The following is a 23,599-nucleotide window of genomic DNA, read 5'->3' as shown; positions in this document are numbered from 1 at the left end:
CGTGATGACCACCACCAGCAGCAGCCCGCTGCCGACGGCGCCGAACCTCATCGAACTGTCCATCGGCGGGATGACCTGCGCCTCCTGCGCCGCCCGCATCGAGAAGAAGCTCAACCGGATGGACGGCGTCTCCGCGTCGGTCAACTACGCGACCGAGAAGGCCACCGTCCGGTACGCCGACGACGTCACCCCGGACGATTTGATCGCCACCGTCGAGAAGACCGGCTACACGGCGAAGCTGCCCCCGCCGCCCGCCTCGGCGGCCGAGCCGGCCGCCGAGGCGCCGGTCGACGAGCTGCGCCGGCTGCGGACGCGGCTGTGGGCGTCGGTGGCGCTGACCGTACCCGTGATCGTGCTGGCCATGGTGCCCGCCTGGCAGTTCGACTACTGGCAGTGGCTGTCCCTGACCCTGGCCGCTCCGGTGGTGGTCTGGGGTGGCCTGCCGTTCCACCGGGCCGCGCTCGTCAACCTGCGGCACGGCGCCGCGACCATGGACACCCTGGTCTCGGTCGGCACCCTCGCGGCGTTCGGCTGGTCGCTCTGGGCACTCTTCCTCGGCGACGCGGGGATGCCCGGGATGACGCACCCCTTCCGTTTCGACATCACCCGCTCCGCCGGCGCCGGGAACATCTACCTGGAGGCCGCCGCGGGCGTGACCACGTTCATCCTCGCCGGCCGCTACTTCGAGGCCCGCTCGAAGCGGACGGCCGGAGCGGCGCTGCGCGCCCTGCTCGAACTCGGCGCCCGGGACGTCGCCGTGCTGCGCGGCGGGGCGGAGACCCGCATCCCGGTCGACCAGCTCGCCGTCGGGGACCGGTTCGTGGTCCGGCCGGGGGAGAAGATCGCCACCGACGGAGTGGTGGAGGAGGGCACGTCGGCGGTCGACGCGAGCATGCTGACCGGCGAGTCCGTACCGGTCGAGGTCGGCCCCGGCGACGCCGTCGTGGGCGCCACGGTCAACGCCGGCGGCCGGCTGGTCGTCTCGGCGACCCGGGTGGGCGCCGACACCCAGCTCGCCCAGATGGCGCGCCTGGTCGAGCAGGCCCAGAGCGGCAAGGCGGCCGTGCAGCGGCTCGCCGACCGGATCTCCGGCGTGTTCGTCCCGATCGTCATCGCCCTGGCCGTCGGCACGCTGGGCTGGTGGCTCGGCACCGGGGCCGGGCCGACCGCCGCGTTCACCGCGGCGGTGGCCGTGCTGATCATCGCCTGCCCGTGCGCGCTCGGCCTCGCCACGCCGACCGCGCTGCTGGTCGGCACCGGGCGCGGCGCCCAGCTCGGCATCCTGATCAAGGGGCCGGAGGTGCTGGAGAGCACCCGGAAGGTCGACACGGTGGTGCTGGACAAGACCGGCACCGTGACCACGGGCCGGATGACCCTCGTCGACGTACGGCCCGCCGAGGGCACGGACCCGGCCGACCTGCTCCGCCTGGCCGGCGCGCTCGAGGCGGCGTCCGAGCACCCGATCGCCCGGGCGGTCGCCACCGGCGCCGCCGAGGCCGGCACGCTTCCGCCGGTCACCGACTTCGCCAACGTCGAAGGGCTCGGCGTGACCGGCACCGTGGAGGGGCGCGCCGTGCTGGTCGGCCGGCTGCGGCTGCTGCGCGAGCGCGGGTTCGACGTACCCGCGGAGGTGGAGCGGGCCGTGACCGACGCGGAGGCCGCCGGGCGTACGGCCGTGCTGGCCGGCTGGGACGGCCGGGCGCGGGGCGTCCTCGCGGTGGCCGACGTGGTCAAGCCGACCAGTGCGCTCGCCGTGGCCCGGCTGCGCGAGCTCGGACTCCGCCCCGTCCTGCTGACCGGCGACAACGCCACCGTCGCCCGCGCGGTGGCCGCCGAGGTCGGCATCGACGAGGTGATCGCCGAGGTGCTCCCGGCCGACAAGGTGGACGTCGTCGCCCGCCTGCAGCGCGAGGGACGGACCGTCGCGATGGTCGGTGACGGCGTCAACGACGCGGCCGCGCTGGCCCAGGCCGACCTGGGCCTCGCCATGGGGACCGGCACCGACGTGGCCATCGAGGCGTCGGACCTCACCCTGGTTCGCGGCGACCTCACCGTGGCGGCGGACGCCATCCGGCTGGCCCGGCGCACGTTGAACACGATCCGGGGGAACCTGTTCTGGGCGTTCGGCTACAACGTGGCGGCCCTGCCGCTCGCGGCGGCCGGGCTGCTCAACCCGATGATCGCCGGGGCCACGATGGCCCTGTCCTCGGTCTTCGTGGTGGCCAACAGCCTCCGCCTCCGCCGGTTCCGCCCGCTGGACCCCAGCTGACCGCCGCCGCCCGCCCGCGCCACCGCCCGGCCCGCCCCGACCCGCCCCGACCCGCCCCGGCCCGGCTCACCGATGATCATGAGGTTGGCGGGGTGTTCGATCTCCGAAACCCCCGTCAACCTCATGATCGTCGCGGTCGGTGGGGGGGTGGGGGCGGTCGGTGGGGTGGGGTTGAGCGGGCGGGCGGCCGGGTAACCCGGTCGTAGCGACGTCAGGAAGGGGATCCCATGGGCATCGACGACAAGATCAGCAATGCGGCCGAGGACGCGGCCGGCAAGGTCAAGGAGCACGCGGGCCGCGCCACCGACGACGAGCGGCTGGAGGCCGAGGGCCGCAACGACCAGACGGCCGCGAACCTCAAGCAGGCCGGCGAGAAGGTCAAGGACGCCTTCAAGAGCTGACACATCGGCGTACGCGCGCCGGGCCGGTGACCACCGGCCCGGCGCGCCGCCGTCCCGCCCCCGCGTGTCCCGGCCCACCGCGCGATCGTTTGGCAGGTCGGGGTGACGCGCGGACGGGGACGCCGACCACGGAACGGGAGACAGCATGTCCCAGCCCACGTCGATCGTCCGGTGGGCCGCCGCGGCGGCCGCGCTGGCGCTGCTCACCGGCTGCCAGACGTCCGGGACGGAGACGGGCGGACCCGCACCCACCACACCCGCCGCGCCCACGACCGGTGCCGCGTCGACGCCCACCACCAGCCCCTCACCGGTCACGGCGGCCAACACCGTCGAGGTGTGTCAGGCCGTCGACCGGCTCGTCATCGCCGCCAGCCGGAAGATCGCCGCGGACTCGACCGCGGCGACCGAGCGCGAGCTGACCGGCGAGCAGATCAGCGCCCAGCTCCGGCGGACCCTCGGCGACCTCGCCGACGACGTACGCGCACAGGCCCGCCGCGCGCAGGACCAGGAGGTCCGGGCGCTGCTCGGTGACACCGCGGACCGGATCGACGCGGGCGCCCGCGCCCAGCGCCCGGCCGCCTGGCTGGACAGCACCTTCACGAGGATCCCGGCCACCCTCATGCGGGAGTGCCGCCCCTGAGGACGCGTCCCTGAGGTGGCCCCGTGACGCACGTCCGCCACCCCTGGGTGCCAACCCCCACTTCCCCCTCGACCGCGCCGGCGGCTCTGTGCACCATGGATCGACGCGGCTAGCTTCCCTCGGCATGTGGACACGCAGATTCGCCGGCTGGGCGGCGGTGGCCGCGATGGCCGTCGCGCTGGTCGGCCCCGCCGCGCCCGCGGCAGAGGCGGCCGGACCGCACCGCGAGTGGACGATCTCCTGGCAGCGCTGTGCGGCGGACCCGACCGCCGAGTGCGGGACGCTGTCGTTGCCGGTCGACTGGGACGAGCCGGACGGTGAGCGGTTCACGCTGGCGCTGGCCCGGCGCGCCGCCACGGACCCGGCGGCCCGGGTCGGCTCGCTGGTGTTCGGTCCGGGAGGTCCGGGCGACAGCGGTGTGCAGCGGGTGCTGACCGGCATGCACCGCTTCAGCGACGACCTGCGGCGTCGCTTCGACATCGTCAGTTTCGACCCGCGCGGCGTCGGCGGCAGCAACCCCGTCCGGTGCGCCACCGACCTGCTCGCCGCACAGCCGCACGTGATCGCCGACCAGGCGCAGTTCGCGGCCACGATCGAGAACAACGCGCTGCTGCGGGCCGACTGCCGCGCCCGGACCGGCCCGCTCTTCGACCCCGTCGACACCCGGAGCGCGGCGCGGGACCTGGACGCCGTCCGGGCCGCGCTGGGGGAATCCCGGCTGACCTTCCACGGCAGCTCGTACGGCACGCTGCTCGGGCTCCAGTACGCCGAGCTGTTCCCCCACCGGGTACGCGCCATGGTGCTGGAGAGCGTGGTCGACCACAGCCTCGGCACCCGGTCCTTCCTGGACACCCAGGCCGTCGCCGCCCAGGACTCGTTCGACGAGTTCGTGGCCTGGTGCGCGGCGGCCACCCGGTGCGCCCTGCACGGGCAGGACGTCCGTGAGGTCTGGGCGGGCCTGCGGGCCCGCGCCGAGCGCGGTGACCTCACCGACCCCGACCGGCCCGGAACGCGGCTGACGCCGTACCTGCTCAGCCGGCTCGCGCAACGGGCGCTCTACGGCCCGGACTGGCCCGGGCTCGCCGACGACATCGCCACCATGGCGACCGCCCCGGCCGCCGCCGTCGCCCCGGCCTCCCCGGCCTCCCCGGCCGCCGCCGTCGCCCCGGTGGCGTCCGCCGCGACGGCGGCTCACCCGGCGGCGCCCGTGACCGGTGCAGAGGACCAGGCCACCCCGTACCCCTTCGCGGTCTTCTGCCAGGACTGGTCGCTGCCGGTGCGCGACCACCGGGAGTACGCGAAGCACCTGCGCCGGCTCACCCGCCTCGCCCCCGACCTGCGGTATCCGCAGGCGGTCTTCGCGGTCTCGACCTGCCTGGGCACGCCGACGGTCGCGAACCCGCAGCACCGCCTGAAGGTACGCACCGACGTGCCGTTGCTCCTGGCCGCCACCCGGCACGACCCGGCCAGCGGCTACGAGTGGGCGACCAACGTCGCGCGGCAGATCGGCCGGCACGGTGTGCTCGTGACGTACGAGGGTTCGGGACACGGCAGCTACACGACGAGTCCCTGCATGGAAGCGGTCGTGGACCGGTACCTCGTCGGCGGCGTGGCACCGGCCCGGGGCACCCGGTGCCCCGCGGTGGATCTCACCTCCTGAGCCGGTGCCGGCTCCCGGGCGTCCCCGTCCGACGGCCGGGCGCCGGCACGTGCGGCGCCACCTCCGGCGCCGGACGCAGGCACGTCCGGCCCAGCCTGCGACGGCCCGGCGCCGGCAGGTGCGGCCGGCCGGCATGTCCGGCCGCCGGGCACGACCGGTCAGCGCGGCACGGCCACGTAGCTGGTCACCGTACTCATGGATCGGCCGCCGTCGCTTCGGCGGCGAGCCGGGCGGCCCGCAGTTCGAGGTAGCGCTGTTCGGGGAGGCTCGTGGTGGCCCGCGCCGCGGCCAGGTACGCCTTCCGCGCCGGCCCGGGCTCGCCGGCCAGCTCCAGCAGATGGGCGCGGACGGCGTCGACCCGGTGGTGCCCGGCCGTACGCGCGTCCTCGGCGAGCGGCGCGAGCAGGGCGAGTCCCGCCCGGGGACCGTCCACCATGGCCACCGCGACCGCCTGGTTCAGGGTGACCATCGGGTTGGGCGCGATCCTCGCGAGCAGCCGGTAGAGCGCGAGGATCTGCGGCCAGTCGGTCTCGGCGGCCGAGGGCGCCTCCGCGTGGACCGCGGCGATCGCCGCCTGGAGCTGGTACGGGCCGGGCGCCGACCAGGTCAGCGACTCGGTGACGAGGGCGACCCCCTCGTCGATGGCGGCCGCGTCCCACAGGGTGCGGTCCTGCTCGGCCAGGGGCACCAGTTCCCCGCCCGGCCCGACCCGGGCGGCCCGGTGCGCGTCGGTGAGCAGCATGAGCGCGAGCAGTCCGCTCACCTCGCCCTCGTGGGGGAGGAGCGTGTGCAGCATCCGGGTCAACCGGATGGCCTCGCCGGTCAGTTCGGCGCGGTGCAGGTCGGGCCCGCTGGAGGCGGTGTACCCCTCGTTGAAGATCAGGTAGAGCACCTGGAGCACGGCGCCCAGCCGCTGGTCCCGCTCGGCCGGCGACGGCATGGTGAACCGCGCCCCCGTCGCCTCGATCCGCTGCTTGGCCCGCCGGATCCGCTGGCTCATCGTCGCCTCGGGGACCAGGTACGCCCGGGCGATCTGCGCCGTGCTGAGGCCGCCCACGGCCCGCAGGGTCAGCGCCACCTGCGCCGACCGGGCCAGCGCGGGGTGGCAGCACAGGAACAGCAGGCGCAGCGTGTCGTCGCCGACCGGGGGCTCCGCGTCCGCCGGGGGCGCCACCGCCGCCGGCTCGCGTACGGCCACCGCGACCTCGCGGTCCCGCCGGGCGCGCTCGCTGCGCCACTCGTCGGTGAGCCGCCGGGTCGCCACGGTGAGCAGCCATGCTCGGGGGTTGTCCGGCACCCCCTGCTCCGGCCACTGGAGGGCGGCGGCGAGCAGCGCCTCCTGGACCGCGTCCTCGCAGAGGTCGAACTGGCCGTGCCGGCGGACGAGCAGGCCGAGGACCTGCGGCGCCATGACGCGCAGCAGCTCCTCGACCTCGCGCGACCCGTCGCTCACATCTCCGTCCCGGCCTCGTCCATGATCGGCCGGACCTCCATGACGCCGCCGTAGCGCACGTCCGGCCAGCGCCGCGCGATCTCCACGGCCCGCTCCGGGGTGTCGCAGTCGACGGCCACGTACCCGGCGAACTGCTCCTTGCTCTCCATGAACGGCCCGTCGACGACCTCGGGGTGCCCACCGCCCAGCCGGATCGTCCGCGTCTGCGACGGGTCGGCCAGCGCCTGCCCGCCGATCAGCTCCCCGGACTCGGTGAGCTCCTTCATGATCTCGTCGACCTCGCCGAAGAGGGCGACGCGCTCCTGCTCGGACAGCTCCTCGACGAAACCGGGCCGGTTCCAGATCAACAGCATGTACTTCACGGTCTGCTCCTCGTGTCCTGGCCGCACCCGGTGGGGGCGGCTCACCCAGGGGTCGGAGCCGACGCCCCGTTCCCTACACCCGCCCGAAAGAAGATCCCAGAAATGTCGCGCCGACAGGGCGGTGCCACGGCCGCCCGGCGCCGGTTCCTCGTCGATCACGCGGTTGCGGTGGGCGACAAAAGCCTTGACGGTGCTCATACCGGGCATCACAGTGCATGATCCACGGGGTGGCGGCGGGGCGGTGGGTCAGCGGCGGCGGCGCCGGCTCGGGACCTGCCGGGTCGGCCGCCCGTCGAGGGACGCCCGGTCGGCGGCCGACGTGCCGGACGCCCAGCCCTCCGCGTCCCGGATGGTCAGCCGCTGCCGGGTGACCCCCGGGAAGAACACCTCCATCCGCTCCCGGACCGCGTCGCTCCGCGCGGCGAGCACCGGAAGCAGGCGCTCCCCGCCGGACTCCTCCGCGGCCTGCCGGTCCGCGGCCTCGGTGGCCGCGCGCAGCCGCTCCCCGATCCGCAGCGCGAACGCGTTCAGGAAGGACTCGTCGTAGCCGCGCGTCCGCCGCCCGCCGGTCGCCGCGCGGCGCTCGCCCCGGCCACGCAGCATCGCGGCGGTGGCCTGCACGAGCAGCGACGTGTAGAGCAACTCGACCGCTTCCAGGTCGGCCGGCCAGCCCAGCACGGTGGCGAAGCCGAGCTCCTCGGACCACACCGACTCGCAGCGGTTCGCCGCCGCCACCTCCTGCACCAGCAGCGCCTTCGCGCCGGCGTACGGGGCGTCGGTGCCGAGTCGCACGCCGCCGGGCAGCTCGTCGCGCGGCGCCCCGGCCGCCAGCAGTGCCTCGTCGAGGCTGTGCCGGGCGATCAGCTCCTGGGCCTTGCCGGTCAGCGCCTCGGCCTCGGCCGGGAACGTCGTCGACTCCGCCTTCGCCAGCAGCGCCCGCACCCGGTCGAGGATCCGGGAGCCGCTGCCACCGGCGCCGAGGCGGGCCGGCTGGGCGGTCGCCGTCGCCCCCGGTGGTGGACGCAGCACGGCGATCGGCGGCAGCCCCGCCACGAGCGCCAGCGCGTCGACCGCCTCCCGTAGCGCGGTCACCCGGTCCACGCCCTCCCGCCGCGCCCAGGCGGCGAGGTGCCGGTCGTCGTCCCACCACACCCGGGCGTCCAGGTCCCGCAACTGGTCGTCCCACCACGCCGGGACCGGCTCGGGCAGGTCACGTCGCTGCGCGGCCATCGCGTCCCGCAGCAGCCCGGCCGCCCGGGGGCCGAGGCGGCGCTGCGCGATGCGCGCCAGGTCGGCCGGCTGCCAGCCGCGCGGCCAGAGCTGACCCACGTCGCGGGCGAGGCGCCGCAGGAGCGCGGCGTCCACGTCCGCCGCGCCGTCCGCGGCGCCGGTGCCCACCACGAGCCGGTCCAGCTGCCGCTCCGCGAGGCGTACGTCGCTGCCGCGGGCCGCCGCGAGCGCGTCGGCGATCAACTCGTCGGCGTCCGGCACGGCGTGGTCCCTCCTCGGCGGCGGCCCGGTGCCGCCACCAGGATCATGCCCCGCCCGGCCGCCGGCGTCGGAGCGGGAGTCCGAACGTGCCCTCTGAGCATGTCCCGTCCCGTTCGGGGTAGTCCGGGACCGAACGCGAGGTGAGGCGGGTACGCGATGGACGATCGGCGGTCGACGGCGGCCGGTGCGGTGATCGGGGTCGCGGTGATGGCCGCCGTGGACGAGATCGTCTTCCACCAGGTGCTCGGCTGGCACCACTTCTACGACCGGTCCACCCCGTCGGTGGCGCTGCTCTCCGACGGGCTGCTGCACGCGGCCGAACTGCTGGCCCTGGTCGGCGGCTTCTTCTGGTTCGCCGACCTGCGCCGCCGGGGCGTGCTGGCCGCACGGTCCGCCTGGGGCGGGTTCCTGCTCGGTGCCGGCGCGTTCCAGCTCTTCGACGGGATCGTGGACCACAAGGTGCTGCGGCTGCACCAGATCCGGTACGGGGTGCACCTGCTGCCGTACGACGTGGTGTGGAACGTGGCGGGCGCCGTACTCCTGCTCGCCGGCGCGGCGCTCACCTGGCGGGCCTGGTCCCGCCCGGCCGGCACCCCGTGACCGTGGGCGCGGACCCGCTGCCGCTGGCGGCCGTCGCCCTCCTGGCGTCCGCGTACCTCTTCGGGGTCTCCCGCGACCGGCGCGGCTGGCGCCGCCGGCGGACCGCGGCCTGGCTCGCCGGCTGCGCCCTGCTGGCGGCCGCCCTGGGCCCGCCGGCCCTGTTGCCGCCCGGTCCGAGCGGCCACATGGCCCAGCACCTGCTGCTCGGGATGCTGGCCCCCGTCGCGCTGGTGTTCGGCGCCCCGGTGACGCTGCTGCTGCGCGTCGCGCGCCCGCCGGTACGCCGCGCCGTGGGGCGCCTGCTGCGCTCCCGCCCGGTGCACCTGCTCGGCCATCCCGCCACGGCGGTGCTGCTCGGCACGGGCGGGCTCTACCTCGTCCTGCTCACCCCGCTGTACGCCGCGGCGGAGAGCCACCGGTGGCTGCACCACGGGCTGCACCTGCACTACCTGCTCGCCGGGTACCTGTTCGCCTGGTCGGTCGCCGGCCCCGACCCGGCGCCCCGGCGCCCCGGCCTGCCGGTACGCGCCGGCGCCCTGTTCGTCGCGGCGGCCGGGCACGCGGTGCTCGCCAAGTACCTCTACGCCCGCGCCGACACGCTCCCGCCGGGTCTCGACGGGCGGGACGTCGCCGCGCTGCGCGAGGCCGCCCGCCTCATGTACTACGGCGGCGACCTCGCCGAACTGCTGCTCGCCACCGCGCTCTTCGCCGCCTGGTACCGCCGAAGGGCTCCGCGGGCCGGCGGCCGGGCCGGCACCCCGCCCCACACCCGGCCGATCGGCCGACTGGCCTCCCATGATCATGCCGGGGAATACTGGCGGGCGTGACCGCGCCGACCTCGCCGAACCGTCCGGGTGCCGCGTCCGCCCTGCGTTTCGTCACCGAACTGGTCGCCTGGGTGGCCACGCCGTGGGCGCTCGCGCCGCACTCGGTGGCGCTGGCGGTCGCCTCGGTCGTCGTCCTCGTCGGCCTGCCCACCGTCTTCGCGACACCCGGCGACAAGCCGCGGGTGATGGTGCCCGCTCCGGGCCCGGTCACCGTCGGTCTCGTGCTGCTCCAGCTCGTGGCGGCGGTGGTGTCGTCCTGGCTGGCCTGGCCGGCGCCGGTCGCGGCGGTGGTGACCGCCCTGGCTGGACTGACCGTGGTGCTGGAGGTGCCGCGCTGGCGGTGGCTGCTCGGCCGGGACCGGACGGGTCAGCCGCGGCGGGCCTGATTCCGCCGTCGGTCGACCTCCGCGCCCCGGCCCGCGATGGCCGCCACGGGCAGGCCGGCGGCGCGACCGGCCGTCAGGTGGGCCGGTACTCCACCTCGGGGCGTCCGGGCGTGCCGTAGCGCGGGTTCCGGGTCACCCGGCCGGTGTCGGCGAGGTGTTCCAGGTAGCGCCGGGCGGTGACGCGGGACATCCCGGTGTGTTCGGCGACCTCGGAGGCGGAGAGCCCGGGCCGGCGGCGCAGCACGTCCAGCACGGCGTCGAGGGTCGGCGCGACGAGCCCCTTCGGCAGTGTGCCCGGCGCGGTGCCGCGCAGGGTGGCGAGCATCCGGTCCACCTCGTGCTGGGCGGCGACCGCCCCGCCGGCCGAGGTCTGCCGCCGGTATTCGGCGTAGCGTTCGAGCTTGTCCCGGAACGCGGCGAACGTGAACGGCTTGAGCAGGTAGTGGGTCACGCCGAGGGCCACCGCGGCACGGACCATGGCGAGGTCGCGGGCCGAGGTGACGGCCAGCACGTCCGCGTCGTTGCCCGCCGCCCGCATCGCCCGGCACAGGTCCAGACCGGGCATGTCGGGCAGGTGCAGGTCGAGCAGCACCAGGTCGACGGCGTCGTCTCCGGTACGCCGCAGCGCCCGCAGCGCGTCCCGCGCGGTGCGCGCCACCCCGACCACCCGGAATCCGGTCACCCGTTCCGTGTACGCGCGGTGCGCCTCGGCGATCAGCTCCTCGTCCTCGACGACGAGCACCCGGACGTCGCTCACGCCGGCACCTCGCCGCGCTCGGCGCCGGACGGGGCCACGGGCAGCCGGACCCGGAACACCGTCCCGCCCTCGGGGGCCGCGTGCACCTCGTGCCGGCCGCCGTGCCGGGCGAGCACCTGGCCGACCAGGGCCAGGCCCAGCCCCCGGCCGCTGGCCTTGGTCGACCAGCCCCGGCGGAACGCGTCGGCGACCCGCTCGGGCGGCAGCCCGGCGCCGCTGTCGGTCACCTCGACCAGCACCTCGCCGTCGGCCTCGGCCACGTGGACGCGTACCCGTCGGGGCGGTTCCCCGGCGGCGACGGCCTCCAGCGCGTTGTCGACGAGGTTGCCCACGACGGTGAGCAGATCCCCCGCCGGCAGCGCGCCGACGTCGAGCCGGGAGGCCGGGTCGACGGTCAGCTCGACGCCGCGTTCGGCGGCCTGCGCCGACTTGCCGAGCAGCAGCGCGGCGAGCGCCGGTTCGGCGATGGCACCGACGACCTGGTCGGTGAGCTGCTGGGCGAGCGCCAGCTCCTCGGTGGCGAGCCGGACGGCCTCCTCGGTACGGCCCAGCTCGACCAGGGTGAGCACGGTGTGCAGCCGGTTCGCGGCCTCGTGCGCCTGGGACCGGAGCGCCTCGGTGAGCCCTCGCACCGAGTCCAGCTCACTCGTCAGGGCCCGCAGGTCGGTGTGGTCGCGCAGGGTGAGCACCGTGCCCATGGCCCGCCCGCCGCTGCCGGTGGGCCGCAGGTTGGCCACCAGGGCGCGGTCCGCCGTCAGGATCAGCTCGTCCCGAGCGGGCTGACCGGCCGTGATGAGGTCGGCCAGGGCGGCGGGGAGGTCGACCTCGGCCACCGGCCGGTCGACCAGCGGCGCGTCGGCGGACAGCCCCAGCAGGCGGCGGCCCTCGTCGTTGATCAACGCGATCCGCCGGTCCGGGCCGATCACCACGAGACCCTCGCCCACCGAGTGCAGGACCGCGTCGTAGTACTCGTACATCCGGGTCATCTGCTCCGGGCCGAGCCCGTGGGTCTGCCGCCGCAGCCGGCGGCTGAGCAGCCAGGAGCCGGCGGCGGCCAGGGCCAGCGCGGCGGCGGTGGCGGCGATGAGCACGGGCGACCTCGCGAGCAGTTCCCGGTTGATCGCCTCGGTGGTGATGCCGACCGACACCAACCCGATCACCGTGCCGTCGGCGGCGCGGACCGGGACCACGGCACGGACCGACTCGCCGAGCGTTCCCGTGTTGATGACGGTGAAGGGTCGCCCGGCCAGGGCCGGTGCGATCTCGCCGATGAACGGGCGGCCGATCTGGGCCGGGTCGGTGTGCGAGTAGCGGGTCCGGTCCGGGGCCATGACCACCACGAAGTCGGTCCGTGTGGCGAGCCGGATCGACTCCGCGTACGGCTGGAGGGTGGCGGACGGGTCGGCGGAACGCAACGCCACGGCCACCTCGGGTGACCGGGCCACGGTCTCGGCGACGGACAGCACCTCCTCGCGGGCCGCGTGCCGCGCGTCGGCACGGGCGACCAGCGCGACGCCCACGGTGGCCGCCGCCACCAGCAGCGTGACCACGACGACCTGGAGGGCGAACAGCTGCCCCGCGATGCTCCACTTCCGTCGGGTCATGTCTCCTCGTCGTGGCGGGCGTGCGGCACGGCCGGCGTACAGGTCCGGTGAACAGAATGAACGCAAGGCTGATTCCGGTTGAGACCTGCGCCACAGTCTCTGCCATGCAGACCCCCACCACCAGCACACCGGCTGCGCGGCCCCGGCGGGACCGCACCCACCTCCTCTATCTCGCGGTGATCGTCGCCGTCCTGGCGGGCATCGTCCTCGGCTTCGTGGCCCCCGACGCGGCGCAGGAACTCAAGCCCCTGGGCACCGGCTTCGTCGCGCTGATCAAGATGATGATCAGCCCGGTCATCTTCTGCACCATCGTGCTCGGCGTCGGCTCCGTACGGCAGGCCGCCAAGGTGGGCAAGGTCGGCGGACTGGCGCTGGGCTACTTCCTGGTCATGTCGACCGTCGCGCTGGCCATCGGCCTGGTGGTCGGCAACGTGATCCACCCCGGGAGCGGGCTCCAGCTGAGCAGCGAGCTGGCCGAGGCGGGCCAGAAGGCCGCGGGCGCCGAGAGCGAGGGGACCGTCGACTTCCTGCTCGGCATCATCCCGACCTCGCTGCTGTCGGCGCTCACCGGTGGCGAGGTGCTCCAGACCCTGCTGGTCGCCCTCCTGGTCGGGTTCGCCGTGCAGGGGATGGGCAGCCGGGGCGAGCCCGTGCTGCGGGCCGTCGGCATCGCCCAGCGCCTGGTCTTCAAGATCCTCACCATGGTCATGTGGCTGGCGCCCATCGGCGCCTTCGGCGCCATCGCCGCCGTGGTCGGCGCGACCGGGGTGGACGCGCTGAAGAGCCTCGCCCAGATCATGCTCGGCTTCTACGCCACCTGCCTGATCTTCGTACTGGTGGTGCTCGGCGCGCTGCTCTGGTTCGTGGCCCGGATCTCGATCTTCTCGCTGCTGCGGTACCTGGGTCGGGAGTTCCTGCTGATCGTGTCCACGTCGTCGTCGGAGTCCGCGCTGCCGCGGCTCATCGCGAAGATGGAGCACGTCGGGGTCAGCCGGCCGGTCGTCGGCATCACGGTGCCCACCGGGTACTCCTTCAACCTCGACGGCACCGCCATCTACCTGACGATGGCCTCGTTGTTCATCGCCGCCGCCATGGGCGACCCGCTCTCCGTGGGTGAGCAGGTCTCGCTGCTCGTCTTCATGATCATCGCGTCCAAGGGCGCCGCCGGCATCACCGGCGCCGGCCTCGCCACCCTCGCGGGCGGCCTCCAGTCGCACCGGCCGGACCTGGTCGACGGCGTCGGCCTCATCGTGGGCATCGACCGGTTCATGTCCGAGGCGCGCGCGCTCACCAACTTCGCCGGCAACGCGGTGGCCACCGTCCTCATCGGCCGCTGGACCGGCGAGTTCGACCGGGAACAGGCTCTCGCGGTCCTCTCCGGCGAACGGCCGTTCGACGAGGCCACCATGCTCGACGAGCACCACGACGGGCCCGATCCCGAGCCGGAACAGCCGGCGGGCGCGGAGCCGGCCGAGAAGGTCGGCACGGGCGGGCGCTGACCGGCGGCGGGGGCGCCAGCGCCCCCGCCGTCCGCTGCCGGCGGCACGGTCCCGGTGCCGCCGGCAGCACCGGCGTCCGCACGGGCCGGTCAGGGCATGGACGACGCCGGCGGCGCCGGCGTGAGCACGGGCGGGCCGGTCGGCTCCCGACCACGGGCGACGCCGGCGGCGCCGGCGTCCGCACGGCCGCCGTCAGGGGCGGGCCGGCCAGCTCTCCAGCACGGACGACACGGGCAGCACGTCCCGGTCCGGATCGGGCGCGGGGCGCGGGGGCGGTGCCGGCGTACGGTCGAACCGGGGCGCCGGCGCCGGCTGGATCTGCCCGCCGACCTCGACGAACGTGCCCCGGGCGGCGTTGTGCGGGTGCCGGTGCGCCTCGGTGGGGGCGAGCACCGGCGCCACGCACGCGTCGAGGTCGGCGAAGACAGCGGTCCACTCGTCGCGCGTCCGGCTCCCGAACCGTTCGGCGAACCGGCGGCGCAACTCGTCCCAGCCGGCCGGGTCGTACTGGGGCGGCAGGTCGGGATCGTCGGCCAGCCCGAGGCCGGTGAGCAGGGCCGTGTAGAAGGCCGGTTCCAGCGCGCCGACCGCCATGAAACCGCCGTCGGCGGTGCGGTACGTGTCGTAGAACGGTGCGCCGCCGTCGAGGAGGTTCCGCCCCCGGGGCGCGGGCCAGAGGCCGCTGCCCATCATCCCGTGCAGGAACGCGGTGAGCAGCGCCGAACCGTCCACCATGGCGGCGTCCACCACCTGCCCGACACCGGAGCGTTCCCGCTCCAGCAACGCGGCCAGCACCCCGACGGCGAGCAGCATCCCGCCCCCGGCGAAGTCGCCGAGCAGGTTCAGCGGGGCGTGCGGGCGCTCCCCGGCGCGGCCCAGCGGCTCCAGCGCGCCGGCCACCGCGATGTAGTCGATGTCGTGACCGGCCCGTGCCGCCAGCGGCCCGTCCTGACCCCAGCCGGTCATCCGCGCGTACACGAGGCGCGGGTTGCGGGCCCGGCAGACCTCCGGCCCGAGGCCCAGCCGCTCGGCCACCCCCGGCCGGTACGCCTCGACCAGCACGTCCGCACGCTCCACGAGACGCAGCAGGTCGGCCACGCCCTCCGGCGACTTCAGGTCCAGCTGGGTGACCCGCCGGCCGCGCTGCAACGGCCCGCCCGCCGGGGCGGCCAGGCGCCCGGCGGCGGGGCCACCGGGCCGGTCCACCCGGAGCACGTCGGCGCCGAGGTCGGCGAGGACCATGCAGCCGAACGGCGCCGGCGCGAGGCTCGCCAGCTCCACCACGCGTACGCCCGCCAGCGGGCCCCCGGACCGTGGACGGGAGGTGCCCGCCTCAGAGGGCACGGGCGATCAGCTCCTTCATGATCTCGTTGGTCCCGCCGTAGATCTTCTGGGCGCGGGCGTCGGCGTACATGCGCGCGATGGGGTACTCGGTGGTGTAGCCGTAGCCGCCGAACAGTTGCAGGCAGCGGTCGACGACCTCGCACTGCCCCTCGGTGAGCCAGTACTTCGCCATGGCGGCCGTGGCCACGTCGAGGTCGCCGCGCGCGTGCCGGGCGACGCAGTCGTCCAGGAAGACCCGGCTGGCCCGGGCCCGGGTGGCGCACTCGGCGAGCACCATGCGGGTGTTCTGGTGCCCGAGCAGCGGCTTGCCGAACGCCGTCCGCTCCTTGGCGTACGCCACGGTCAGCTCGACGGCTCGCTCCATGGCGGCGACCGCGCCGATCCCGATCACCAGCCGCTCCTGCGGGAGCTGCTGCATGAGCTGCACGAAGCCGAGGCCCTCGGCGCCGCCCAGCAGGTTCGCCGCCGGCACCCGGAGCCCGTCGAAGAACAGCTCGGCGGTGTCGTTGGCGTGCAGACCGATCTTGGAGAGCAGCCGGCCCCGGCGGAAGCCCTCCGGCGCGTCGCCGACCTCGCAGACGAGCAGCGAGATCCCGGCGGCGCGCTGCTCCGGGTCGGTCTTCGCGGCCACGATGACCAGGTCGGCCAGCCCGCCGTTGGTGATGAACGTCTTCGCGCCGCTGATCACGTAGTCGTCGCCGTCGCGGACCGCACGGGTACGCATCGCCTGGAGGTCCGAGCCGCCGTCGGGCTCGGTCATCGCGATCGCGCCGACCAGCTCGCCACTGCACAGGCCGGGCAACCACCGGCGCTTCTGCTCCTCGGTGCCGTACGCCACCAGGTAGCCGGTCACGATGCCGCTGTGCACGGCCAGGCCGAGGCTGGTCTCCCCGGCGTACGCCTGTTCGTGGAGCAGCACCGCCTCGTGGGTGAAGTCGCCGCCCCCGCCGCCGTACTGCTCGGGGACGGAGAGGCCGAGTAGGCCCAGCTCGCCGGCGCGGCGGTAGTGCTCCCGGTCGGGGTGGCCCTGCGCGAGCAGCCGCTCGGTGTGCGGCAGCACCTCCTTCGTGAAGAAGGTGCGGGCCAGGTCGGCCAGGTCGTCGTGCTCCGGCTTGCGCCAGGGGTGGGGCGTCGGCATGGCCCCACCCTCGTGCCCGGTCACCGGCGTGTCAACAGCCCTCGATCAGCTCCGAAAGGGGCGGCGGAGCGTCGGGGTTTCGCCCCGGGAGCCCCGGGACGGGGGCCGTGAAACCGCGGTGAAACCGCCGTGATCCCGGCCGGCCGCACGCTTCTCCCATGACGACGACCTCACGACGGCCGGCGATCGCCGCGACCGGCCTCCGCAAGACGTACGGCGAACACGTCGTGCTCGACGGCATCGACCTCCATGTCGCCGAGGGGACCGTGTTCGCGCTGCTCGGCCCGAACGGGGCCGGCAAGACGACCACCGTCCACATCCTCTCCACGCTGATCCGGGCCGACGCCGGCGACGTGCGGGTGCTGGGTCACGACCTCACCCGGGAACCGGACCGGGTCCGCGCCGGCATCGGTGTGACGGGGCAGTTCTCGGCGGTCGACGGGCTGCTCACCGGCGCCGAGAACCTGAAGCTCATGGCCGACCTGCTCCATCTGGGCCGGGCGGCGGGCCGGCGGCGGACCGCCGACCTGCTGGAGCGCTTCGATCTCGTCGACGCGGCGGGCAAGCCGGCGGCCACCTACTCCGGCGGGATGCGCCGCCGGCTCGACCTGGCGATGACGCTCGTCGGCGAGCCGCGGCTGATCTTCCTCGACGAGCCGACCACCGGCCTGGACCCGCGCAGCCGCCGGGCGATGTGGCAGATCATCCGCGACCTGGTGGCGGGCGGGGTGACCATCTTCCTCACGACCCAGTACCTGGAGGAGGCCGACCAGCTCGCCGACCGGATCGCCGTGCTGGACCACGGCCGGCTGGTCGCCGAGGGCACCGCCGAGGAGCTGAAGCGGAGGGTGCCCGGCGGGCACATCCGGCTGCGCTTCGCCGACGGCGACGCACTGGCGCTGGCCTCCCGCGTCCTCGGCGACGCACCACGCGACGAGGAGGCGCTCACCCTCCGGGTGCCCAGCGACGGCGGCGTCCGCTCGCTGCGCGCCCTGCTCGACCGGCTCGACGACGCGGCCGTGGAGGTCGAGTCGCTGAGCGTGCACACGCCCGACCTCGACGACGTCTTCCTCACCCTCACCGGCCACCCGACCCAGGAGAAGGTCAGCGCATGAGCACCATGGCCCACACCCTCAGCGACTCCGCGACCATGCTGCGGCGCAACCTGCGCCACATGCAGCGCTACCCGTCACTGACTCTGATGATCATCGGAATGCCGGTGGTCTTCCTGCTGCTCTTCGTCTACGTCTTCGGCGGCACCCTCGGCGCCGGGCTCGGCGGCACGTCCGGCGGCCGGGCCGAGTACGCCACGTACGTCACCCCCGGCATCCTCCTGATCACCATCGCCGGGGTGGCGCAGGGCACGGCCATCTCGGTGGCGATGGACATGACCGAGGGCATCGTGGCCCGCTTCCGCACCATGTCGATCGCCCGGGTGTCGGTGCTGACCGGTCACGTCGTCGGCAGCCTCATCCAGACCATGCTCGGTCTCGCGGCGGTCACCGGGATCGCCCTGCTGGTCGGCTTCCGTCCCACCGCGAATCCGGTCGAGTGGCTGGCGGCCACCGGGCTGCTCGCCGCCGTCACGTTCGCGATCACCTGGCTGTCGGTCGCCCTCGGCATGGTGAGCAAGAGCGTGGAGACCGCGAGCAACCTGCCCATGCCGCTGCTGCTGCTCCCGTTCCTCGGCAGCGGGTTCGTCCCCACCGACTCGATGCCCGCGGGACTGCGCTGGTTCGCCGAGTACCAGCCGTTCACGCCGGTGATGGAGACGCTGCGCGGCCTGCTCGTCGGCGGGCCGATCGGCTCCAGCGCGACGCAGGCGCTCGCCTGGTGCGCCGCCATCTCGTTGCTCGGCTACCTCTGGGCACGCCGCCTCTACGACCGGGACGCCTCGCGGTGACCGCCGGCGCGGGCGGCCAGCGCCGACAACGCGGCCGCCCGCAGCTCGGCCGGATCGAGGGCGGCGTACGACGACACCGCGTCGGCGTACGCCGCCTTGTCCGCCTGCTCGGCCTCGTGCCGGGCCGTGACCGAGGACATCGTGGGCTGGAAGTCCTTGAGGAAGCGGAACCGCTCCGCCAGGGCGACCAACCGGGCGCCGGTGGCGGCGGCCACCGCGTCGCCGGTGCGCCGGGCCCGCTCGATGTCCACCATGGCGAGCGCCAGGAGGAGCGTGCCGCAGGTGGGCTGCTCCGCCACGAACGCGGGCGGGTTCACGGCCGGGTTCGCGAGCATCCGGCACAGGTGGCCGGCCAACTCGTCGGGCAACGCGGGAACGAGGTCGAGCCGGCCGCACCGCGCGTGCGCGACGACGGCGACCGCCTGGATCTGGAGGCCCCACGGGGTCGCACCGGACGTGTCCGCCTCGAACAGCGGATCGACGGACGCGGTGACCTGCGCGACCGCCTGCCGCCACAGGTCGAGTCCGCGGTCGGCCTCGCCGCGCCACAGCCGGACCTCCGCCCGGACGCCCAGCGCGAACGACGCCAGCCCGTACGCGTCGCCGAGGTCGTCCCGGGCCGCCAGGTCGAGCCAGCGCTCCGCGGCGTCGACGTCACCGGCCCCGAGGTTGGCGAGCGCGAGCGCCCAGCGGAGCTGGATCACGTCGGCCCACGGCCCCGTCTCCTCCAGCAGACCGAGCGCGACCGTGAGGTGGTGCCGGGCCTGCTTCCACTCCTCCTGCTGCGCGAGCAGTTCGCTGAGCCGGGTGTGGGCGAGGATCCGGAACCACGGGTTGACGCCCGTCCCGACGCCGTCGACCATGCGCCGGGCCGCGTCCAGCGCCTGCTCCGGGTCGCCGTCCCGCTCGTAGAGGTAGGTGCCGAGGCAGTGGGCGAGACAGGCCACGACCGGTTCCGGGCCGTCCTGGAGCGCGCGCAGCGCGGCGCGGTCCGCGCCGATCGCCGGGAGGGCGTCCAGCAGGATCGACAACGCCCCGGTCAGGGTGGCCGCCGACGGTGGTGGCAGGCGGCGCAGCGTGACCAGCGGGCGGACGGGCCGGGCGCCCTGGAGCATCAACAGGTTCGCCGCGGAGAGGGCCGACGCGGTCCTGGTCACCTCGACGAACTCCGGCGTCGGCCGGTAGTGCGACAGCAGCGGCCCGGTCTCCTCGGCGAGGGTGAGCATCCGGGTGTAGGCGGCCTCCAGCGTCCACATGCTGGCCAGGACCGCGGCGGTGGCCGCCACGGTGGCGCCGTCGTCCCGGGCAAGTCCCATCCGGTACGCCTGCACGATGTTGTCCTGCTCGGCGCGGACCAGTTCGGCGGTGCGGAACGCCTCGGGGCCGAGCAGCGCCTCGTGGTGCTCCAGCCCGACACTCCGCGCCCAGGCCAGGAAGCGGTCGGTCACCACCTCGGTCTCCCCGGCCTCGTCCCGCCGGGCGGCGCTGAACTCGCGGACCGTCTCGAGCATCCGGAACCGTACGCCGGTCACGGTCTCGTCGACCTTCAGCAGGGACTGGTCGACGAGATGCTCCAGGACGGGCAGCGGGTCGCCGTCGACCACGAAGCGCGCCGCGTCGGCGGTGAAGCCGCCCGCGAAGACCGAGAGGGCCCGCATCGCCGTCCGGCCGGCCTCGTCGAGCAGGTTCCAGCTCCAGTCGACCACCGCGTGCAGGGTGTGGTGCCGCCGCGGCGCGTCCCGTGGCCCGCCGCGCAGCAGGGCGAACCGGTCGTCCAGCCGGCGGGCGATCTCCGCCACCGACATGGTCCGGACCCGGGCCGCCGCCAGTTCCACGGCGAGCGGCAGCCCGTCGAGGTGCCGGCAGAGCGAGGCCACGGTGTCGCCGTGCAGTTCGACGCCCGGCCGCGCCGCGCGGGCACGCTGCCCGAACAGCTCGACACTGGTCGACAGCGTCAGCTCGGGCAGCAGGTGGACCGCCTCCGAGGACAGGCCCAGGGGCGTACGGCTGGTGGTGAGCACCCGCACGTCGTGGGTCATCGCCACCAGCCCACCAACGAGGTCGGCGGCGCCCCGTACGACGTGCTCGCAGTTGTCCAGCACCAGCAGCGCGGGGCCGGTGCCGAGCGCGGCGGCGATGCCGGCCAGGAGGTCCCGCCCGCCGGGGTGGGCGGAGGCGCCGGTGGCGCGGGACTCCCCGACGCCGAGGGCGGCCGCAACCTCGGGAACCACGTCGTCGTCCGTCCGGACGCCGGCGAGCGGCACGAGGTGGACGACCCGTTGCTCGGCCCGCCGGGCCACGAGGTTCGCGAGCCGGGTCTTGCCCAGCCCGCCCGGCCCCACGATGGAGGTCACCCGCGAGGTGCGGAGCAGGTCGGTCACCGCCGCGATGTCGGCGTCCCGGCCGAGCAGCGGATTCGGCTCGTACGGCACGCCCTGCCGGACCGTGGGCGACTCGCCGCGCAGCAGGTCCCGCTGCACGGCCTGAAGTGCGGCGCCCGGGTCCGAGCCCAGCTCGTCGCGCAGCCTCCGGCGGTACGCCTCGTACCGGGCCAGCGCCGCCGACGGGCCGGCGGTGGCCGCCTCGGCGCGCAGCAGTTCGGCCAGCACCTCCTCGTCCCGTGGACGCTGGGTGGCCAGCGTGCCGAGCGGCCCGACCGCCTCGGCGTGCCGGCCGAGCCGGGCCAGCGCGAGCGCCCGGGCGCGCACCAACGCGCGGTACGTGGCCGCCCGTTCCGCCCGCAGCGCCGCGAGCGGGTCGACGGCCTCGGTCTCCTCGGGCGGCCCGGCCCAGTGCGCGAGCCCGGCCTCGGCGTGGGCGAGGGCCGCCGCGTGGTCGCCCGCGCGTGCCCGGTCGGCGCTCGCGGCGGCGAGGCCGCGTACGGCGGCGGCGTCCACCTGCTCCTCGGTCAGGGCGAGCCGGTAGCCGGTGGGCGTCCGCTCGATGACGTCCGCGCCAAGCTGTGCCCGGGCACGGGAGACCAGGACCTGTAACGCCTTGGCGGGGTTCTCCGGCAGCTCGTCGGGCCAGAGCCCGGCGATGAGGCGGCCGGTGCCGCACCCGGTGCGCAGGTCGGTGGCGAGCAGCGCGAGCAGCCCGCGCAGCCGGGAGCCGGTGATCTCCCGGCCCCGGTAGGAGACGCCCGCAAGCAGGATCAGCTCGGCGGTCACGCGACAAGGTTAGGCCCCCCGCCCCCCACCGCGTCGATCTTGCACTTCCGGCCCTCGATTCGCGGCTTGTACCCGGAATGCCGGGGCAGAAACTGCAAGATCGCGGGAGGGGTGGGGTGGGGGTGTGAAAGGGGCGTCAAGAAAGGGGGTCGTCTCGTCATGGTTTCGTTATGGGCCCTGTCGCCCCTGTGAACCCGGCGTTTTGATTGCCCGGCGCGACCGGAAGGCGGTCGCGGACGAACCTTTCCCTACGAGGAGTCGGCGTGTCTGACGTGGTGTTCGTGGTCCTGACGGTGGCGCTCTTCGCGGCGCTCGTCCTGGTGGTCCGGGCGGTGGAGAAGCTGTGAGCGTCGTCAACGCCGTCGGCCTGGTGCTGGCGATCGGCCTCGGGATCTTCCTGGTGGTCGCCCTGCTGTTCCCGGAGCGCTTCTGATGACCACGACAACGGCCGGCGTCATCTTCGTCCTGTCACTGGTGGTGTCGCTGGTCGCCATCTACAGGCCGTTCGGCGACTACATGTACCGGGTGGTGTCCGGCACCCGGCAGTCCCGCGTCGAGCGCGGCATCTACCGGCTGGTCGGGGTCAACCCGGCCGCCGAGCAGACCTGGGGCGTCTACGCCCGCAGCGTGCTGGCCTTCTCGGCTGTCTCGATCCTGTTCCTGTACGCCTTCCAGCGGTTGCAGAACCACCTCTGGCTGTCGCTCGGCCTCGACCCGGTGATGACGCACGGCGCCTGGAACACCGCGGTCTCGTTCGTGACGAACACGAACTGGCAGTGGTACTCCGGTGAGTCGACCATGGGCCACCTCGTGCAGATGGCCGGTCTCGCGGTGCAGAACTTCGTCTCCGCCGCCGTCGGCATCGCGGTCGCCATCGCCCTGGTCCGTGGCTTCGCGCGGCAGCGCACCGGGCACCTGGGCAACTTCTGGGTCGACCTGACCCGGATCACCCTGCGCGTCCTGCTGCCGATCGCAGTGCTCGGGGCGCTCGCACTGATGATCGGCGGCGCGGTGCAGAACCTGTCGGGCGGCACCGACGTCACGACGCTGACCGGGGGCACGCAGACGATCACCGGTGGGCCGGTGGCCAGCCAGGAAGTGATCAAGGAGCTGGGCACCAACGGTGGCGGTTTCTACAACGTCAACAGCGCCCACCCGTTCGAGAACCCCACGTCCTGGACGAACTGGATCGAGATCTTCCTGATCCTCATGATCCCGTTCAGCCTGCCCCGGGTCTTCGGCCGGATGGTCGGGCAGAACCGCCAGGGCTACGCGATCGCCGCCGTGATGGCCATCCTCGCGCTGGCCAGCGTCACGCTGACCAACGTCTTCGAGCTGAGCGGCCACGGCACGGTGCCGCAGGCGGTCGGCGCCGCGCTGGAGGGCAAGGAGGTCCGTTTCGACGTCTCGAACTCGGCGACCTTCGCCGCGGCGACCACGCTGACCTCCACCGGCGCGGTCAACTCGTTCCACGACTCGTACACGGCGCTCGGCGGCATGGTGCCGCTGGTCAACATGATGCTCGGCGAGGTGGCCCCCGGCGGTGTCGGCGCCGGCCTGTACGGCCTGCTGATCCTCGCGGTGATCACGGTCTTCGTCGCGGGACTGATGGTTGGCCGTACTCCCGAGTACCTGGGCAAGAAGATCGGTGCCCGGGAGATCAAGTTCGCCTCGATGTACTTCCTGATCACGCCGGCGCTGGTGCTGATCGGCACGGCCGCGGCGTTCGCCACCGGCAACAACGCGACCGCGCTGAACGTCGGACCGCACGGGCTCACCGAGGTGCTCTACGCGTTCACCTCGGCCAGCAACAACAACGGCTCCGCGTTCGCCGGCATCACCGTGAACACCGCCTGGTGGAACACGGCACTCGGGTTGTGCATGCTGCTCGGCCGGTTCCTGCCGATCATCTTCGTGCTCGCCCTGGCCGGTTCGCTGGCCCGCCAGCAACCCACCCCGGCGTCCGAGGGCACCCTGCCGACCCACCGACCCCTGTTCGTCGGGATGGTCGTCGGCGTCACGGTGGTCCTCGTCGCGCTGACCTTCCTGCCCGCCCTCGCGCTCGGCCCGCTGGCCGAGGGGCTCTGATCTCCAT

Annotated in this window: 20 protein-coding genes; 12 read left to right on the top strand and 8 right to left on the bottom strand. The window is 74.6% G+C overall.

The genetic code is table 11. The features are described 5' to 3' along the window. Window positions 1-4: 4 nt before the first annotated feature. The 4 genes from D7I43_RS08215 (at window position 5) to D7I43_RS08200 (ending at window position 4,970) form a co-directional block, all read left to right on the top strand. Window positions 5-2,269 (top strand): heavy metal translocating P-type ATPase, encoded by a 2,265-nt coding sequence (locus D7I43_RS08215; RefSeq protein ID WP_120327820.1) that lies wholly within the window; start codon window positions 5-7, stop codon window positions 2,267-2,269. A gap of 227 nt (window positions 2,270-2,496) precedes the next feature. Further along, complete coding sequence (locus D7I43_RS08210; RefSeq protein WP_120327819.1) at window positions 2,497-2,670, top strand: CsbD family protein; 174 nt, start codon at window positions 2,497-2,499, stop codon at window positions 2,668-2,670. 145 nt (window positions 2,671-2,815) lie between these two features. Continuing rightward, on the top strand, window positions 2,816-3,310 hold the full coding sequence (locus tag D7I43_RS08205) for a hypothetical protein (RefSeq protein WP_120327818.1): 495 nt from the start codon (window positions 2,816-2,818) through the stop codon (window positions 3,308-3,310). Window positions 3,311-3,434: 124 nt separating this feature from the next. Next, a complete protein-coding gene (locus D7I43_RS08200) occupies window positions 3,435-4,970 on the top strand; it encodes an alpha/beta hydrolase (protein ID WP_120327817.1) in 1,536 nt (511 codons plus the stop codon). Between the two features lie 193 nt (window positions 4,971-5,163). Here the strand turns inward: D7I43_RS08200 and D7I43_RS08195 are convergent, their stop codons facing one another. Genes D7I43_RS08195 through D7I43_RS08185 form a run of 3 tightly spaced genes read right to left on the bottom strand, consistent with a single transcriptional unit; the run spans window position 5,164 to window position 8,276 of the window. Beyond that, on the bottom strand, window positions 5,164-6,381 hold the full coding sequence (locus tag D7I43_RS08195) for an RNA polymerase sigma factor (RefSeq protein WP_120328060.1): 1,218 nt from the start codon (window positions 6,379-6,381) through the stop codon (window positions 5,164-5,166). 38 nt (window positions 6,382-6,419) lie between these two features. After that, window positions 6,420-6,983 carry a YciI family protein gene (locus D7I43_RS33530; protein WP_240032858.1) on the bottom strand — a complete coding sequence of 188 codons (564 nt, stop codon included), beginning with the start codon at window positions 6,981-6,983 and terminating at the stop codon, window positions 6,420-6,422. A gap of 48 nt (window positions 6,984-7,031) precedes the next feature. After that, entirely contained in the window at window positions 7,032-8,276 is a 1,245-nt protein-coding gene (locus D7I43_RS08185; protein ID WP_120327815.1) for a DUF2786 domain-containing protein, read from the bottom strand. 156 nt (window positions 8,277-8,432) lie between these two features. On the opposite strand from D7I43_RS08185, the gene D7I43_RS08180 reads away from it, so the two are divergent. From D7I43_RS08180 to D7I43_RS08170, 3 genes are read left to right on the top strand one after another with little or no spacing between them, the layout of a single operon-like run. Continuing rightward, on the top strand, window positions 8,433-8,876 hold the full coding sequence (locus D7I43_RS08180; RefSeq protein ID WP_120327814.1) for a DUF2243 domain-containing protein: 444 nt from the start codon (window positions 8,433-8,435) through the stop codon (window positions 8,874-8,876). A gap of 2 nt (window positions 8,877-8,878) precedes the next feature. Continuing rightward, complete coding sequence (locus D7I43_RS08175) at window positions 8,879-9,703, top strand: cytochrome c oxidase assembly protein (protein ID WP_204985173.1); 825 nt, start codon at window positions 8,879-8,881, stop codon at window positions 9,701-9,703. Next, window positions 9,700-10,089: a hypothetical protein gene (locus tag D7I43_RS08170; RefSeq protein ID WP_204985172.1), complete on the top strand. Its 390-nt coding sequence runs from the start codon at window positions 9,700-9,702 to the stop codon at window positions 10,087-10,089. Before D7I43_RS08175 ends, D7I43_RS08170 begins: the two co-directional genes overlap by 4 nt. Window positions 10,090-10,162: 73 nt before the next feature. Here D7I43_RS08170 and D7I43_RS08165 read toward each other — a convergent pair whose 3' ends face one another. Continuing rightward, window positions 10,163-10,846 (bottom strand): response regulator, encoded by a 684-nt coding sequence (locus D7I43_RS08165; RefSeq protein WP_120327811.1) that lies wholly within the window; start codon window positions 10,844-10,846, stop codon window positions 10,163-10,165. Further along, the gene (locus D7I43_RS08160) at window positions 10,843-12,450 is read right to left on the bottom strand and encodes a sensor histidine kinase (protein WP_120327810.1); all 1,608 of its coding nucleotides are present in this window, start codon (window positions 12,448-12,450) and stop codon (window positions 10,843-10,845) included. Before D7I43_RS08160 ends, D7I43_RS08165 begins: the two co-directional genes overlap by 4 nt. Window positions 12,451-12,554: 104 nt before the next feature. On the opposite strand from D7I43_RS08160, the gene D7I43_RS08155 reads away from it, so the two are divergent. Further along, a complete protein-coding gene (locus D7I43_RS08155) occupies window positions 12,555-13,949 on the top strand; it encodes a cation:dicarboxylate symporter family transporter (protein WP_120327809.1) in 1,395 nt (464 codons plus the stop codon). Between the two features lie 192 nt (window positions 13,950-14,141). Here the strand turns inward: D7I43_RS08155 and D7I43_RS08150 are convergent, their stop codons facing one another. Further along, window positions 14,142-15,293 (bottom strand): CaiB/BaiF CoA transferase family protein, encoded by a 1,152-nt coding sequence (locus D7I43_RS08150; protein ID WP_120327808.1) that lies wholly within the window; start codon window positions 15,291-15,293, stop codon window positions 14,142-14,144. After that, window positions 15,283-16,431, bottom strand: a complete 1,149-nt coding sequence (locus D7I43_RS08145) for an acyl-CoA dehydrogenase family protein (protein WP_120327807.1) — start codon at window positions 16,429-16,431, stop codon at window positions 15,283-15,285. Before D7I43_RS08145 ends, D7I43_RS08150 begins: the two co-directional genes overlap by 11 nt. 158 nt (window positions 16,432-16,589) lie before the next feature. Between D7I43_RS08145 and D7I43_RS08140 the strand changes: the two genes are divergently transcribed. Together D7I43_RS08140 and D7I43_RS08135 are read left to right on the top strand one after the other, a co-directional pair. Next, the gene (locus tag D7I43_RS08140; RefSeq protein ID WP_120327806.1) at window positions 16,590-17,546 is read left to right on the top strand and encodes an ATP-binding cassette domain-containing protein; all 957 of its coding nucleotides are present in this window, start codon (window positions 16,590-16,592) and stop codon (window positions 17,544-17,546) included. Beyond that, the gene (locus D7I43_RS08135; protein WP_120327805.1) at window positions 17,543-18,334 is read left to right on the top strand and encodes an ABC transporter permease; all 792 of its coding nucleotides are present in this window, start codon (window positions 17,543-17,545) and stop codon (window positions 18,332-18,334) included. The genes D7I43_RS08140 and D7I43_RS08135 overlap by 4 nt, the downstream gene beginning before the upstream one ends. Here D7I43_RS08135 and D7I43_RS08130 read toward each other — a convergent pair. After that, window positions 18,310-21,504, bottom strand: coding sequence for an ATP-binding protein (locus tag D7I43_RS08130; protein ID WP_120327804.1), 3,195 nt, complete (start codon window positions 21,502-21,504; stop codon window positions 18,310-18,312). The genes D7I43_RS08135 and D7I43_RS08130 overlap by 25 nt on opposite strands. A gap of 343 nt (window positions 21,505-21,847) precedes the next feature. On the opposite strand from D7I43_RS08130, the gene kdpF reads away from it, so the two are divergent. Both kdpF and kdpA read left to right on the top strand, forming a co-directional pair. Continuing rightward, entirely contained in the window at window positions 21,848-21,937 is a 90-nt protein-coding gene (gene kdpF / locus D7I43_RS08120) for a K(+)-transporting ATPase subunit F (protein WP_120327802.1), read from the top strand. Further along, complete coding sequence (gene kdpA / locus D7I43_RS08115) at window positions 21,937-23,592, top strand: potassium-transporting ATPase subunit KdpA (protein WP_120327801.1); 1,656 nt, start codon at window positions 21,937-21,939, stop codon at window positions 23,590-23,592. Before kdpF ends, kdpA begins: the two co-directional genes overlap by 1 nt. Window positions 23,593-23,599 lie beyond the last annotated feature (7 nt).

It is taken from the genome of Micromonospora globbae, from assembly GCF_003610785.1.
In the GTDB taxonomy this organism is placed as follows: domain Bacteria; phylum Actinomycetota; class Actinomycetes; order Mycobacteriales; family Micromonosporaceae; genus Micromonospora; species Micromonospora globbae.
The sequence above is the reverse complement of the archived record's forward strand: the minus strand, read 5'-3'. Positions and strand labels throughout refer to the sequence as shown.

What these genes read in the sequence shown, in the direction of transcription:
- D7I43_RS33530 (WP_240032858.1), bottom strand. Translation starts at nt 6,983, where the DNA reads ATGAGCACCGTCAAGGCTTTTGTCGCCCACCGCAACCGCGTGATCGAC.
- D7I43_RS08160 (WP_120327810.1), bottom strand. Translation starts at nt 12,450, where the DNA reads ATGACCCGACGGAAGTGGAGCATCGCGGGGCAGCTGTTCGCCCTCCAG.
- D7I43_RS08215 (WP_120327820.1), top strand. Translation starts at nt 5, where the DNA reads ATGACCACCACCAGCAGCAGCCCGCTGCCGACGGCGCCGAACCTCATC.
- D7I43_RS08180 (WP_120327814.1), top strand. Translation starts at nt 8,433, where the DNA reads ATGGACGATCGGCGGTCGACGGCGGCCGGTGCGGTGATCGGGGTCGCG.
- kdpA (WP_120327801.1), top strand. Translation starts at nt 21,937, where the DNA reads ATGACCACGACAACGGCCGGCGTCATCTTCGTCCTGTCACTGGTGGTG.
- D7I43_RS08195 (WP_120328060.1), bottom strand. Translation starts at nt 6,381, where the DNA reads ATGGCGCCGCAGGTCCTCGGCCTGCTCGTCCGCCGGCACGGCCAGTTC.
- D7I43_RS08205 (WP_120327818.1), top strand. Translation starts at nt 2,816, where the DNA reads ATGTCCCAGCCCACGTCGATCGTCCGGTGGGCCGCCGCGGCGGCCGCG.
- D7I43_RS08135 (WP_120327805.1), top strand. Translation starts at nt 17,543, where the DNA reads ATGAGCACCATGGCCCACACCCTCAGCGACTCCGCGACCATGCTGCGG.
- D7I43_RS08145 (WP_120327807.1), bottom strand. Translation starts at nt 16,431, where the DNA reads ATGCCGACGCCCCACCCCTGGCGCAAGCCGGAGCACGACGACCTGGCC.
- D7I43_RS08200 (WP_120327817.1), top strand. Translation starts at nt 3,435, where the DNA reads ATGTGGACACGCAGATTCGCCGGCTGGGCGGCGGTGGCCGCGATGGCC.
- D7I43_RS08155 (WP_120327809.1), top strand. Translation starts at nt 12,555, where the DNA reads ATGCAGACCCCCACCACCAGCACACCGGCTGCGCGGCCCCGGCGGGAC.
- D7I43_RS08140 (WP_120327806.1), top strand. Translation starts at nt 16,590, where the DNA reads ATGACGACGACCTCACGACGGCCGGCGATCGCCGCGACCGGCCTCCGC.
- D7I43_RS08210 (WP_120327819.1), top strand. Translation starts at nt 2,497, where the DNA reads ATGGGCATCGACGACAAGATCAGCAATGCGGCCGAGGACGCGGCCGGC.